The following is a 15,613-nucleotide window of genomic DNA, read 5'->3' on the forward strand; positions in this document are numbered from 1 at the left end:
CATCAAACGGCCCTGCATGTCAACCAGACAAACCAATACCGTATCAATCTCGCCAGACGAAACCTCAGCCTTCAAATGCTCAAATGTCAGCGTCGCGCTCACGATGCCCCCTCCCTGATCGTGATATCGTTCAGCGCCGGTTCAAGCAGCGCCAGTATGTCCCGGGACATGTTGGCAACCTGTACTTCATTGCCCAAAAGATCATTGCGCACTTCGATCATCACATTAGCCAGTCCTCGGCTGAGCGCATGTAGACGGAGCGAATGTGTCACTCCGTCCGCGGGGCCATAGGGTTCATTGCGTTTCGTACGGCGGAGCGGGATTTGGTCCACGTGATCCAGCATGGCATCAACCAGACGACTGTCTTCATCATGGAGCAGACCCAGTTCTACCGCACGCGGCTGCCCAAAATATACCGGCGTAAAGGAATGAACGGTTACGACGACCGTGTCCGGCCCGCGCGCGTCCAGCATCTGCGCAACAGCCTGACAGAACGGGATATATACCGATTGGATTCGCGCATCGCGTTGCGGTTGATCGAGGCCCACATTTCCCGGCACTTCGATCAGTTCAGATTTCTCGGGCATCGCGCTTGCCGCTTCGGGCGGGCGATTGCAATCATAGACCAGCCGCGACAACGTTGAGGCAACCACCGGCGCATCCAGTGCCTGCGACAACACCTGGGTCAGCGCCAACGCGCCAGGGTCCCAGGCGGCGTGGCTGACCTGATCAGCTTCGGACAGACCCAGCCCATCATATTCTTGCGGAATGTGGTTGCTTGCGTGTTCGCACAACAGAACAACCCGCCCCTTACCCGCCTGGTTCAGGATTTCGACCGATCCGGTCATCCTTTGACCTCGGTATCCGCATCCTGTTCCATCTGCGGCATTTCTTCGATCAGACGCGTTTCAAGCAACTGCCCATTGCGATACAAGATCGGATAGGCAACCGCCGCGATATGGCTGTTGAATTCGCGAAAGGCGCGCAGGGTTTCGAGGTGGATGTCACTGGTTTCAAAGCTCTCCGCACTGCCATGTTGCAGACGCTTTAGGTGACGTTTGCGGCTGTCACGCTCGGCCCGTTTGATTTCGGTCTTCTCAAGGCTCAGCAGGCGCGCGCTTTCCAGATCGTCCGAGATCAGCACGTTCGAGGCCAGTTTCAGATTGGCCAGAATGCTTTCGTGCATCTCGATCAGCTCGGACCAGCCTTCTTTCGAGAACGAGGCGCCCTTCTTGCGCATAACATCTGCCAGTTCAGTCAGGCGTTTGGCCGCCACGTCGCCCGCCGTTTCCAGACGAATGGCATACTCCATCAAGTCACGCGCGATCTTGGCATTTTCCTTGCCGAACGCATCAGCGGGGATCGCCGCCACAAATTGCCGGATGCCGGACAGGCATTCATTCACATCGGTATCCATGTCGCGGATCAACCGAATCTGCTCTTTGTCGCCACTGCGATACATCTCCAGCGCAGGGCGGAACATCGCGCCAACCATGTCGCTCATCCGCAGCAGTTCGCGCTTGAGGCTGGACAGTGCCTGGTTGGGTCTGGCCATGGTGTCGAGATCCAGCGCGCTGATCGGTTGGCCCGGCTGTGAGCTGCTAACGGTTGTCTTAGGATCAGGTAGCAAACGCTCGAACGGCGCGCACAGCATGCCACAGAACGGCAGGGCCAGAACCAGAAGCGAAGCGTTGAACAGCAAATGCGAGTTCACCAGCATCTGCCCGCCCTGCAGGTCTCCCAGCACCCCGGTTCGAAGCGCGAGATTGGCGGCAAACAGAGAGACGATGGACCAACTGCCCCGCAGAGCCAAATTGGCAAAAGGAATGCGTCGGGCAGACATGGGCATGCCGCGTGTCAGCCAAACCGGGATGAAGGCGGACCCGAAATTAGCACCCAACACCAGCGAGAGCCCGGCGGCAAACGGGATCGCCCCGATTTGCACCAGGGTCACACACATCAAGATCGCAGCGACCGAAGAATGCATGACAAAGGCCAGCGCTCCACCGACTAGGAACGCTGTGATGTAATCACGCGCAAGATACTCGGCGATGGCGGGTAGAAAGGCGCTGTCACGGATTGGGTCCATCGCCTCGCGGAGAAAACGCAGCGAGATCAGGATGAATGCGACACCCATCAGAATACGGCCCAACTGGCGCGGTTTCTTGGCCTCTGTCTTGACGAACAGATAGCCGCCGACCGCAAGCAGTAGCGGCACCAACCAATCCAGTTTGAAGGACAGAACCTGAATGATCAGCGCCGAGCCGAGATCGCCACCCAGAACCATCGCGAGCCCTGTCGGAAAGGCCAACATCCCGCCCGCCGCAAATCCGGAGGTCAGCAATGCAACCGCGGCCGAGCTTTGCAGGACGACGGCCATTGTAAGCCCTACCATCGAGGCCTGCACATAGCTGCGCTGCCCCGTCATCACCCGCTGAAACGATGCACCATAGCTACGCTCGATGCCCGTGCGCACCATGCGCACAGCGTAGAGCAGCAGCATCGTTGCACCAGCCAGACTTATGAGGAAACTGACAATCGCCATTCCGTTATCCGTTCACCAGGTCAAGCAGCTCGGAATGCAGTTGCGGCGTGGCCGCCGATATGACTCGGCCGTCGGAGTTCAGACCTAGCGGCTTACCCTCCCAATCGCTCATGATCCCGCCCGCAGCTTCAACTACGGCGGAAACCGGCAGATAGTCATAAGGCTGCAGATCATAATCAATGACCGCATCAACATGGCCCATCGCAAGCAGTGCATGCGGGTAGCAGTCATAGGCAAAGCGTCGGGTCTGTCCGGAATTCATCAACCGATCAAACAGGGCCGGATGATCCCGGTAAATCTTGTCGCCTTCGTTGACGAAAAAAACTGCGTCGCTCAATTGGCGTGTAACGCTGACCGAGACAGGCTTGCCATTCAGTGCGGCCCCTTGACCTTTCATGCCGATCAGAAATTCGTTCAGGGCAGGCATGCCGATGACCCCCAATCGGGGCACACCATTCGTGAGATATCCCAACAGGAACCCAAACAACGGATGCCCCGACAGGAATGACCGGGTGCCGTCAATGGGATCTACAACCCAGACATTCTGCCGATCCTGACCTTCGAACCCCTGTTCTTCGCCAAAGATACCGTCATCTGGAAAGTTCTCAGCCAAATATTGTCGCACCACGGCCTCGACACCCTTGTCCGCCTGTGTGACCGGGCTTTCGTCCGCCTTGAACTCAACCCCCAAACGTCCCCGAAAGTACCCGCGCGCAGCCTGCGCGGCGATATTGGCGATTTCGGCGGCGTGAATCGCGATATCTGCCGTACCTTCGGGCGTTGCAACGGTATTAGGTGGGGTTAGCATCTGTTTTTGTCCCTCATTGCAATGCCTTAAGCAGTATTCAGAGACGCCGTCATGGTACAGGTAAACTGGATGACTAACGGATCGCCATTGCACATGGGTGTTCCGGTTGTATCGTCACTCTGCGATGCTGCATTACGCAACATCTTTTAAGCATCAACGTCACAAAACCCCACACAGCACAGCAACATTAACCCACAAAAAACAACTTATTCAACCAAATTATTCCGTTTTTGGTTGATTAGCGGTTTCGTTTGTGGATTTTTGAGCGGTGGGTATCGCCATTCCGAGGCAAAGCAGGCAATACCGCCGCGTAGTTTTGGCAGGAATACACGCGCAGGGCCAAGGATTCGGTTCAGCGATCAGGAGCACCGGGATATGACAGACAAACACAACGTCCTGTTTATCATTACCGACCAGATGCGGGCGGATTGTTTGTTTGGGGCATTGGATGCCCATGTTGACCTGCCTCACATGCGCGCGTTGATGGAGGACAGTGTTTCTTTCACGCGGCACTTTTCCGTTACCAACCCCTGCGGGCCATCGCGCGCCTCATTGCTGACCGGGCAATACGCGATGAACCACCGGTCGGTACGAAACGGCACGCCCCTGCGCCACGATGCACCGACCATCGCCAGCGAGATGCGCAAAGCAGGGTATCTGCCGATGCTGTTTGGATATACCGACACATCACAGGACCCGCGCGTGTTTGATGCAAAAGACCCGGCGCTCAGGTCATATGAATTCCACATGGCCGGTTTTCAGGAAATGCTGGAAATGCGGCTGGAGATGTCATTCCCATGGCGTTCTCATCTGAAAAACCGTGGATATGAGTTCGAAAACTATATTGACGTGTTCAAACCGGTCGCACCCGATGGCGGCCAGCCTGCACTGAATGACCCGGCCTTCTACGCAGCCGAGGATAGCGATACCGCCTTTCTAACCGATCGGTTTCTGGAAACCATGCCGGCGTATGCGGATGATGACAGGGGATGGTTTGCACATCTGACCTACATTCGCCCGCATCCACCGCTGGTAGCCCCGGCACCATATAACCGAATGTATGACCCTGCCTCGCTACCATTGCCATCGCGACTGCTAACCGCCGAGGCCGAAGAGGCGTTGCATCCGTTTTTCGCTCCGGCACGGGCCAACAGCACGGTTGCCGGGTTTGTTGAAGGTTTCCCGGACCTTGAACCGACGGACGAGGTAGTGCAGACGCTGCGTTCGATCTATCTGGGTCTTGCCACGGAGGTAGATCATCATATCGGCCGCGTGGTTTCGTTTTTGAAAGAGACAGGGCAGTACGACAACACAATGCTGGTGGTCACCGCAGATCATGGCGAGATGCTGGGGGATCGGCACAGTTGGGGTAAGATGTCGGTTTATGATGCGGCCTATCATACACCCTTGATCGTGCGCATGCCCGATGGAGCCCGTGGTAAACGGGTCGAGGCACCCACGGAATCGATTGATATCGTTCCGACGATTCTCGAATGGATCGGGCAGACAATACCGGATTCCATGAATGGGCATTCGCTGTTGCCCTTCCTTCAGAGTGAATCCTCAACCCCGGCTGACTGGCGCCGCTATTCATTCTCGGAGTTGGACTTCGCTGATCCGCTGAACCCAACCCGCTGGCAACGCGAACTGGAAACGGGGTTAGAGGACAGCTGCCTGAGCATCCTGCGCGACAACCGGTTTACATTGGTTGAGTTTGCGGCTGATCTTCCGCCCATGCTGTTTGACGGTGAAGGGCAGGGTGAGATGGAGAACGTGGCAGAACATCCTGAACACGCCGCCACATTGGCGCGCATGACACGCGACATGTTGCGTCACCGGATGCGGAAAATGGACAAGACCCTATCAAACTGGATGATCACACCGGATGGTCCGCGCCATCCTTGACGTTCCTATATGGCTGAGGATCGTCAACCACCCCACGTTACAGTCATCAGCATATCCTCGAACTCTGCGGTGTCGAAAAACAGCACGATCTCACCCGTTGGGCCTGCGGGCAACGGAACCGTCGCCAACTGACCAACCGCCAGATCGCCCAGTTCCGGACGGCGGGTCAATGTGTCCTGAACCACACCTCCGTCGCTGGTATCAGAACGATCAGACACCGTGATTGTTGCCGGAGCAGCATCCAGACTGCTTTCAGCAAAAAGATCGCACCGTTTGAGCGTCGTGAGGCGACCAGCCGACCAATAGGGATAGTGCTCGGGTCGGAGTGTCAGCCGCAGCTCGTGACGCCCACCCGCAGCGGGTGTTTCGCGGCGGAAGCGTGCCCATTCTGTCGGGAACTCGTGCCGCAGTGAGAATAGCCGCACATTGCCCACAGTCCCGTCTGCCGCGATATCGGCTTTCAGATGATCAACCGCCGCATTGCGCACAGGTCCACCGCCATCCCGCGCAGTGTAGCGCAGGTGCAAGACGACGTCCGAGATCGTGTCATAGTCGAACTGTTGCGGATCGCCCTGCGTTGGGTCCGCCGGCAGCTCTAGCCGCCATTCGCTGACTGCGCCCACATTCTCGAATGGTAAATAGCGATCATCAGGCATGCCCTCGAACTGACCGGTTTCCATTTGAGCCGCACTGAACACATTGCTTTCGGCGCTGTGAATATCGGCGAAACGGTCGTCTTCGGGGCCCGTGCGAACATAGCCATCCCCGATATCCGGTCGTTGCCGGATGCTGCTCTTGAGATGCACGAGTTTCGCGTGGGTCCCAATATAGGGCCCGGACACGCAGGGCAGGCTGAGCGCAACATTCTTGATCCGGCGGAAGTAGTGGCCCGGCCCATCCAGATCGAACTGCGCCTCGGGGATTTTGAAGGTACACCGACCCGTGCGTCGTAGGTTGACCAGGGCCAGTGGATCGATTTGCAGCAGGCTGACATGTTTGGTCAGCTCGTATTCGTTGCGATTATGCTCGTGATACGCAAGCTCCATCCGCTTGACGTCGAGCAGTAGCGCCTCGCCGGAAAGAAGCCCTTTGCGACCACCGTCCCAATAGTTGAATTGTACCAGAGTTTTCTGATCCAGCTCGGGCCGCATCAGTTCGGCTTTCATGGTCTGCTCCGCACGCCGCGCGGTATCGAAGGCAAAGCGATAGTACTCGTAATACAGCTTTGACAGCTCGCCCTGCAGCCAGTCGTAGAGTTCTTCGTTGGTATATTTGTCCTGCAGGAAATCGCGGGTCTGTTCGGTCAGACGGATTGCCTTTTTGACGTTCAGATATTCGCGATGCTGCGCCTGTTCCGCGATCAGCGACGTCAGGATCTGACGCCCGATCTGCATCACATCATGGGCCGCCAGATTGTGCTGTAAAATCCATTCGTCGGCGCGGCGTTCATAGGCGGCAGCGCGAGCCGCCATCCCGGCCTGATCACGGTTCCAATCCGCGATCATCCCGGATACATCCCCCGCGATCCGCATGACCGAGGACAGTACGGTTCCCACCTTAAAGTCGATGGTGCCACCGAGGCCCCAATAATGCAGGTCCAGTTTCGGGTCGGGGATCGGGGTAAGCGTTGCCGAGATCGAGTGGAACACCGATTTGGCCAGCGTCGTGTCCCGGGCTATTGGCAGCAGGATGTTAAGTTCTTCATTCTCTTTTTTCGACAGGTGAAGGTCTCCGTCCCCGGTTTGGCCTGACGTCTGCGCGCCATCGCCATCGCCCGGACGCTCAAGATCGGGAAACTCCAGCCGCTGAACCGGCACGTCATATTGCGCAACAAGTGCTTCGTAGGCTTCGTCGAAATTGGCCTTTGTCAGGGTCTGACGGGTCAGCTCCAGGGTCTCGGGCGCATTTGGATCAGCTTCCTGACCCAGCAGGCGCTTGTAATAGTTCAATCGCTCAAGCGCCGCGCCACGGCTGCCTATCAGCGCTTGCGTCGCTGCTTCGGTATTTTTCCATTGCAGGTAACGCAGATCGACTTGCAGTTTCTGCAAGCTGACTTCGTGCCCCTGCCGCAACAGGGCTAGCGCCTCGGCGTCGCGTTTCTCCAAGGCGGTCAGCAACGCCGACCCGATATTTCGGACCTCACCAGCCAATTCCGCCGCCTTCTCGATCAACACGCGCGAGCGGACGGGGCTGACCGGTTGATTTAAGCCTGACACGACCGAGCCGATATCCAGCCCAGCCGCCGCCGCCTTGACCAGCATTCCGGGATCGATCGGCGGGTCGAACAGGGCAAGCGGACGAACCTGCCCTTCGATATCCATACAGTTGCGGATTTTGAACAGCCGGTCGGCAACCGTATCCCAATAACCCAGCAGCTTTTCATTATGCGGGATGCAGAAATACAACGTGCGGGCCATACCGAATAACGGCGCAGCGCTGTCGCTGGTGCCCGCACCTGTTGGCGTTGTGAAATTGAAGGGGAACGCGCCTTCAAGCTCGACCAGTGCATTGCCCATCGGATCAAGCCCTTGCGCCCGAAGCTGCGCAAAGGTGCGTGGCGTGGTTGTTCCACCCGCAGGTGAACGCTGCGGCTTGTCGCCCAGCAAGTTCGAGGCGAGCACATAGATCTGCAGCGCTTCCATGATGGCTTCGCGCGTGAATTGCTGGAACAGGTTGTCACCCCAGGCAATCAGATTGTCGAGGTACTTCATCACCACGTGCATCATGAATGAAATCGTCCGTGTGCGCGCGACTGCAAAGGGCTGAAACGGGGTGTTTCGCACCGCTTCATACCCATTTAGGATCGCTTCTTTCTCGGCCAGCTCCGCGTCGGTGCATTCGTCGTTTGGTTTGCTAAGCAGGGTCAACAACGTATCGATGGATTGGGCTTCGCCCTCGCGAAAGGCAAGGAAACGCCAATAGCGTGTGGGCACCGGTACATCGGGGTCATTCTCGGTCGGATCGAAAATCAGATGGAACCAGCGTTGCGCTTCGGCGAAACGTTGGGTCTTGGACAAGTGCACCGCAATGGTCAGCGGCACATGGAACATCAGTTCCCAATTGTAGTTGGCATAAGGCCCACCCATCCGCGTGTCGATTTCCTTCGGGAACGAATGGATGTCGATCTTGTCGGTTTCCTGCGGGGAATAGAGGGAATTGAAGAATGACTTGCGCAAGCTTTTGTGAAACTCCGGGGACAACATCCCGGGCACACCCTGTATGTTCAGACGCTCGATCAACTCCGACACGAAGGGGTGGAAGAAGTTTTCAAACGTGTAGTCCCAGTGTTTTTCATAGCTGATAAGCTTGATCTTCTGGGGGCCGAAAATGTCCTGATCAAGCAGGTGATGATAGCCGTAAGTGCTGATCTTGCTGGTATCCATGATCAAAGTCCTTTCCGGATCAAGTGCGACGCATGCGGACGGTGCTGCCCATCGGGCCGATGTCGCGGTCGCCAAAGCGGACCGTGCCACCGGTGCCCAGCGCTGTATGGACAAAGGCGTCTTCGGTCACGAATGCACGAAGAGTGCTCAGGTCGGCGCTGCCAAAGCCGGGGATTGCAGTCACCCGTTCAATCCGGTCGGGCTGCTCGGCAAGCGGCTCGAATGCCAGCACCATGGTATCGATTGTCGGGTCAACTTCGGCCACGCGGCCAAAATCAAGCCAAGTCACAACTTCAACGATCCGCTGCTTCGTGGACACGTAGAACACATGTCGCGGGTCGGCATAGAAGAACGGCGACTCCCAGGCTTCTCCATTGGTCGGGTGATGCGGCTGTGTGGCCTGATCGGGCGCCTTATTGGACAGCAACCGATGCGTGATCCCGTCATTGGAATAGATCGCTGTAAGGCGGTTTGACCCGGTCGACGTAATACGTTTCGGCAAGAAATGCGGCGCCTTCTTGGGTGAACGCGTATCGGGTGTGCTAAACGTGTTGTACATAAAGAACGAAACGCCCAGCCAATCCTTGTACGAGATCGATATCCGCATCCCGTTGGTCCATGGGAATGAAGACAGGCGGATGCCTTTGCGGAAATTGCGCATCTCTCGGGCTGGCACGTTTTCGCGCAGCAACAGGGGCTCATCAGGATCCGAACTGCGCGGCGGTTGCCACACGCCATCCACCCGTTCGGTCCAGTTCAGCATGACCTTGACGTCAAAGGTGGGTTCATCAACATCCATCAACGATGACGCCTCAACCTCGGCCAGCGGGCCTGATCCCGCGTTGGGTGTTCCTTGTGCCGTGTTTTCCGGCATCATCTTGATCCAGAACAGGAACAGACGATTGTTCCAGACCAGCGGCATGACCGGATTATCCTCGATATCCAGCGGGATTTTCTCCCACGCGCTCCACGAGCCGTAGGCACGGGTCCGGTGGTAATAACTGCGCTTGGCCCCGGCGGTCCGCCCGATGACGTGCAGCACATCGTCTGCTGCACCCGGATCGCCCTCGATCTGGTAGAGGCCGCATACTTCTAGCTTGGCGACCTCTTCCAGTTTCTGCAGATACCCGATCAGCGAGGTGGCTGCGCGTTCCTCGGTGATGTCACCCTGCAACAATTCACTCATCGCCTCGCGGAAGAAGGGTGACTGGTCGTCGCGCAATTCCGGCTCCATCCAGTTTTCAGGGTACAGGAAAATTTTCCGGTTTGCCTCCCACACGCGATAGCGTTTCATCCATTCCCAGTGTTTCGACCTGAGGCTGGACGCGGCTACACGGGGTTCAAGGTTCATCAGGCAGCGCTCGGTAAAGATCTGTACCGAGGACAATGCGTGGCGAACCCGCGAAGTGAGCATGCACGGCTCCATCTGCACGTCCATCAGGAAGTATTCGAACAACTTTTCGGGCGTGTTGATATGCGCCGCATCCGGACGCCCGCGCAGATCGTGCAGGATATGCGCCACCAATGCATCACGCTGGCGCTTGCGCAGGCGGTCATTGATCGGTTGCAGGATTTTGAGCCAGTCATCCGGGCTGTAACGCGCACGAAGGGCGGCGCGGAAATTCCGCACAATGGGTCCGGTTGGGGCGGGTGTTGCGGCAGCGATAAGCGCTGTCGCCGGAATCCCAAGTGCCGTCAGCCATTCGGCGATGTCATGAAGCCGCTCCAGAACGGCCAGATCGCCAATATCGGCTGGGGTGAGTCCGAAATGTACCAACAGGGCGGCGATATCCACGGGATCCCAGCGCGTGACTTGGAACAACTCAGCCTCGGCGTCGGCTATGGCGACCGCTGGATTCTCGGCTATCGAAACCAGCCGGGCATTTTCAGGGGCATAAGCCACCTTTAATCGCGCCATGCGCAGGTGGGCCGTTAGCACCCCCATCAGCGCGGCGGAGGTCGGATCATCGGGTGTACCGGTGATGGGCAGGCTGTTTGGCCAGGCCGCACCCGCAATCTGCAAATCGCCATGTGCCGTCAGGTGCAAGACCTCAGCGACGTCAAGTTTCAGCGTTTCGGACAACCGTGCAATGCGGCGCGTGCGGAGGTAGGCCGCGCCCAGATGCGATACCGGATCAGCCGGGTAGAGATGCGAAGCGCCGATGACCTCAGTTCCTCGGCCCGGTGCACTCCAACGCAACGCCAGACGGTCGGTCACATTGGCCACGCCCAGCGCGATTTCGACCAAAGTGCCTGCGCGAAGCTCGATCGCGTTGGTGTTTGACCATATGCCGCCCGCCTCGGTCAGAGGAACAGGTTCGCCTGCGATGCTGAGTGTCACGGTCGCGCCCGCATCAGCTTCGACAGCAATGTTGAAGAATCCGTTTTCAGGCGCTTCCAGATATCCCCGTAACTGGATCGAAATCGAAGAACCTGGTGTGGTTTGATTGTCTGGCAGCACTGTTCCAGTGGAGGCAAAATCAATCGCGCCAGATATGGTTTCGACCCGCGCAGGCGGTGCAGTGTGGGCCGGACCATCGCTGATTTCAGCACTCAGACCCCCGGATTCGAGCATCAGGGCATCCTCAAGCGCGGAGCTGGCTGGATCAGTCGCCGCATGCAGAACCTCGGCCTTTTCGAACAGGACAGCTGCCAGATCAGCCTCAACTTCGATCGCGGTACCCAGAAGCTGCAGCGCTACCTGACGTTTCCGTCTTGAGATCAGCTGCGGCAGGATGCCTTCCAGCAGGGCGCGATAGGCCTCGGCCTTTGGAGCGACTGAACTGCGATAGGCGTCGTGCAGCGGCAGCAGCTCTGGGAAGCGGGTGAAAAATGGCTGCGATTGTGCCTCGCTGGCGTTGAACAAGGCGTCAATAGCTGGCGCGAAGGCGGCAGGGGTCCCGGCAACGGCCTGCAGGGCATCCCTGACCGTGGTCGACATGAGCCCGCTGAAAACCAGAACCTTGCGGAAATCATCATAAGCGATTTGATCGGGTGCCTCGGCCAGAATTGCAGGCTCCAACACGGGTGCGGAATGGTCATAGGCAACCTCGGTCGAGGATGTGGCCTCAAGATATCCAAAAAATTGCTCGGTCGCTTCGGCCCCGTAGACCAGAGACATATGGGACCGGGCAATGCCGCCATCGGGATCGTCCACCAGAACAAAGTCATTGGTGATCGCCGCAAACCCTGCACGCAGATCGCGTGCCAGGGTCGTGATGTTTTCTGCGGGCGGTGTCGTCTGGCCACTTGGGTCATGGTTCAACAGCAGCGCCAGCGCTGTTTCCAGCGACAGGCCTAGCTCGGACAGGCGATGCACCAGATCGATAACCGTCAGCAGAGCGGGTGCAGTGGCGTCTTGCGGGCCATAGGGGTCAAGACCGGTGGCTTGCAGCAAACGCTCCAATCCCGGCACGCTTTGCTCAAGCGCGCGCGCCAACCAGCCGCGACGGTAGATTGCGCTGACCGACTCAATGGTCAGGGGTGTCGTGTCATCGAACCCCAAAACAGCAACGATCCGGTTAAATTCCGGACCCGTCAATGAAAAGGCCGCGCGCAATGTTTCAACCTCGGGCAGCAACAGGGCCGCAGGGTCTGTAAGCACGCCGCCAAAACCATCTTCGGCAAAGGCGGGGTTTTCGCGAGCAGGCCGCTGGAACATTTCACGGAATAGCGCGGCGGTTCCATTGGTGCTGATTGGTCCAAAGAGGGCCAGGATCGGGCGCAGCGCGTCCTCAGGCCTTAGCTCCAGCGCATCAAGGGCCGACATGGCGATGCCCAACTGTGGCAGGAGCTCGGCAAAGCCGGCGTCCATGCGAGCCAGGTCTACCTGCGCGTCGGCGCCGTCCGACATCTGGTTCGTCGGATAAAGCGCCGAGATGATAGCATCCGTGTCGGCAATGCTAAGTTCCAGAACACGCCACAGACGGACGAACCGGTTAATCCGGATAAAGTCATTCCATTCAAGGCGGTTGGACAGCGGATCAGGGTCTGGGTGACGCAGTTCAAGCGCGCTTAGGTCGCACATATCCGACGGGTCTTGCGGATTTGTAAGCACGATCAGACCCATGATCCGGTCGAAAGTAGTGTCATCAAGCAACCATGCCTCGATATCACCCCCAAAGCGTTCAGGCTCGACCCCTGCCGCCATCCGGCTTTGTAGTTCTGCGAAGTTGACCGCGCCGTCCCGGAAGGCCCGGATATCGTCGAAGCCCAGGCCAAGATGCTCAAGCTTCGGGATCAGCGCGGCTCCGGGGTTCACGAACTCGGTCTTTAGGATGTTCACGAGATCAACCGGCGTGACCTCGGTGCGGCGGCACAGGTCGCGCACGCTTTCCAAGCCATCACGCACTTCGGCTGCGCTGGCACCCGCATCAAAACCATAAAGCGAACGCACTGTCAGATCGGGTCGCGCTGACCCGGCAACCGACACGCTTTCGGTCAGGACGGCGTTGAGACCGCGCGAGATGTTCAAGCGCTGCAGCCAGATGTCGCGCCATCCGTACGGTGCATCGTCCAGCGCGTCTGACGAACGCAAGTCAGCCATAACCCGATGTAAAGGCGCGTCGAAACGATTGAACAGGGCCTTCAGTGCCTCCAACGAACGGTCAAACGGCAATGGGGTGGGGAACTGGGCGGTGGCCAGCGTGGCATAGGCGGCATCGCGTACAAATTGAGGGCTGGCCAACAACTCTTCAGGCGGTGTTTGACCATCGGTCGAATGACCCTGATATCCACCCAAAGACATGCCATTGACAACGAAATGCTCAAGCACCTCGTTCACCAAGTCGATGTATGGCACAGGCGTCAGAGTGTTTTCGCAAGTCAGAGGCAGGTGTTGAATATCAGGCCGCCGATCAAGCAACACATCAAGTGGATTGGTGAAGCCGTTCGGAATCTCGGTCGCGGGGCGATCGAGAAACAGCAGAAGATCGACAAGATAGGCTGCGGGGCTGAGGACTGACCGGCAATGCTCGCATCCGCAATAATCCATCGAACCGAAAAGCTCTTCTAATGTGGAGTATGCGAGCACATCACCAAAATTGTCCGACCCGCCCGGGGTAGGGTTCAAAAATCCGTCAGCAGCGCCCACGCTGGGGCCGATCGCTGGCATCATCCGATGAGTCATATAGGCGGTGGCCAGATTCAGAACCGCTCCATGGACCTGTTCTGCCTTGCGGTAGATCTGCATCGCGACGGCCTCGTTCAGAACGGCCTTGTGGGCGCGCAGGAACTCATCTTGTGGCAGCGCCACGACCGTATAGGCCGAATCCAACCCTGCAGCCAACATGGCATTCATACTGCTGTCGTCGGGCGAGATCTGATAGACCCGCTGAATGCGTGAGATTTCGCGCACCACTTCTGGCGGTTCGTCCAGCGCATTTTTTGCAATAAAGCGCGCAACGGGCTGCTGGCCTATCTGGAAGGTATCGGCATGTTTTGCGAGGAAATCATGCACGTTATTCGACAGCCCTGTATCGACCAATGGCGTCTCCTGCGCCCGGACCATTTCCGCAACAACCGCAGTCGGGAAAGACAGCCGCACCTGAGCGGCCATGAATTCTGCATAGTTGGCGCGTCTTTCGGCGGCATCCCGGCCCTGAACTGCCTCTGGCACGGGGTCGGTATCATCCATGATCGCGGCCCAGGCATCGGCTTTATGAAAACCCGCCTTCACTAGGCCTCCCAACGTACCGTCCGCATCGCCATCGGTGTCACGGTGCAAGCGTTCGACCAGCTTGGAGTTGTTGAGCGTCAGATAGGCAAGCTTGCCATCGGTCTGCAAACGGGTGGCTTTGTCCTGACCCAACTTACCCTCTACCTCGGTCCAGAATGTATCGAGATCATCACTATGCGCCGCATGGAGCGCGGCAAAAGTTTCACGCTCGTCATCCCGCGTCAGCGAAAGTGCAAGCAAAGGCTGCATTCCGGCCAAAGTCCCGGGAGGGGGCGTATCCAGCCGCACGCGCGCGGAGACTTCGGTAAATCGGGCAAGGGAGGCATCTGTCTGATCCGCCAGTTTGGCGTCGATCAATCCTTCATCCAGCGCGGATTTCCAGATTTGCGCCACTTTAGCAGGGGGCGTGCGGAAAACCGCGGTGTCATCGGCGGGAACACCTGCACGTAAAAGCGCATAGAACAGGCCAGAGTCGATGCGTTGACCACGCCGTCCAGCGGTCTTGTCTGACAACTGCTGGGATAGCGACGCCAGTGCCACGGCGCGCGCGTCCCAACCTGTTTTATTGGCCAGATATGTGATGTCCTGACGGGTATCGCTTTCTTCAAGTTTCGACAAGGGACCGTTGAACTGACCAGAGAGCGCCTTGGTCAGTGTGGCGTGTTCTGACGACAGTTTTGCGGCGCTTTCAGCAGGCAGAACCACGGAAAGCTTGGAATCCGGTCCGGCGTCATATTCCACCGCCGAAGCGGCAACCACATCGTCATTCAAACGCACCTGCACCTGAAGGTCTGGTGCATCCTTGCCGCGCTTGGTGATCTGATCTCCGGCAAACACAATCTCGAAGGCACCGCGTTTACCGGTTGTAGCCTTCCCCAGTTCAACGTCGCCGCCGACACCTTTGTCGACAACAACAACGGCAAGGCCATCAACTGCCGCACTTTGCGCACTTATGACGCGGCCGCTGACTCGGTAGGTGCCAAAATCCGTCGGTGTGTCCAGTCGAGCGACCAGATCGTTAATCATAGCCGCCGTTCTTTTATCGACACTGCCGGTCGGGGACAGATCGGCCTCTTTCTGAACCAGGCGAACGGCTTCAGTGGTGCCCTTTCCGTAGGTCGGTGTGCGGCCATCCTTTTCGCGCGACACGATATCGGCCAGCGCTCGGCGCGCGCTGATGTCATTGGCCAGCAGCAAGCCTTCACGCAGCAGTGCCAGCAAAGCGGATTGCAGATCGCCCACCGTAGCGCGGCGCATTCTGGGCTTTAGCGGATGCGTAACTTTGGTCATGAGGA

Annotated in this window: 6 protein-coding genes; 1 reads left to right on the top strand and 5 read right to left on the bottom strand. The window is 57.9% G+C overall.

From position 1 onward, the window contains the following. Window positions 1-98: 98 nt before the first annotated feature. Genes ACR0L9_RS17825 through ACR0L9_RS17835 form a run of 3 tightly spaced genes read right to left on the bottom strand, consistent with a single transcriptional unit; the run spans window position 99 to window position 3,353 of the window. Window positions 99-848: an N-formylglutamate amidohydrolase gene (locus ACR0L9_RS17825; protein ID WP_480896314.1), complete on the bottom strand. Its 750-nt coding sequence runs from the start codon at window positions 846-848 to the stop codon at window positions 99-101. After that, on the bottom strand, window positions 845-2,545 hold the full coding sequence (locus ACR0L9_RS17830) for a Na/Pi cotransporter family protein (RefSeq protein ID WP_480896315.1): 1,701 nt from the start codon (window positions 2,543-2,545) through the stop codon (window positions 845-847). Before ACR0L9_RS17830 ends, ACR0L9_RS17825 begins: the two co-directional genes overlap by 4 nt. Before the next feature lie 4 nt (window positions 2,546-2,549). Then, window positions 2,550-3,353, bottom strand: coding sequence for an inositol monophosphatase family protein (locus ACR0L9_RS17835; protein ID WP_480896316.1), 804 nt, complete (start codon window positions 3,351-3,353; stop codon window positions 2,550-2,552). Window positions 3,354-3,728: 375 nt separating this feature from the next. On the opposite strand from ACR0L9_RS17835, the gene ACR0L9_RS17840 reads away from it, so the two are divergent. After that, complete coding sequence (locus ACR0L9_RS17840; RefSeq protein ID WP_480896317.1) at window positions 3,729-5,258, top strand: sulfatase-like hydrolase/transferase; 1,530 nt, start codon at window positions 3,729-3,731, stop codon at window positions 5,256-5,258. A gap of 23 nt (window positions 5,259-5,281) precedes the next feature. Here the strand turns inward: ACR0L9_RS17840 and ACR0L9_RS17845 are convergent, their stop codons facing one another. Together ACR0L9_RS17845 and ACR0L9_RS17850 are read right to left on the bottom strand one after the other, a co-directional pair. After that, window positions 5,282-8,641: a Tc toxin subunit A-related protein gene (locus ACR0L9_RS17845; protein WP_480896318.1), complete on the bottom strand. Its 3,360-nt coding sequence runs from the start codon at window positions 8,639-8,641 to the stop codon at window positions 5,282-5,284. Window positions 8,642-8,660: 19 nt separating this feature from the next. Further along, entirely contained in the window at window positions 8,661-15,608 is a 6,948-nt protein-coding gene (locus ACR0L9_RS17850; RefSeq protein WP_480896319.1) for a neuraminidase-like domain-containing protein, read from the bottom strand. Between the last annotated feature and the right edge of the window lie 5 nt (window positions 15,609-15,613).

This window comes from Ruegeria sp. I3, assembly GCF_056532525.1.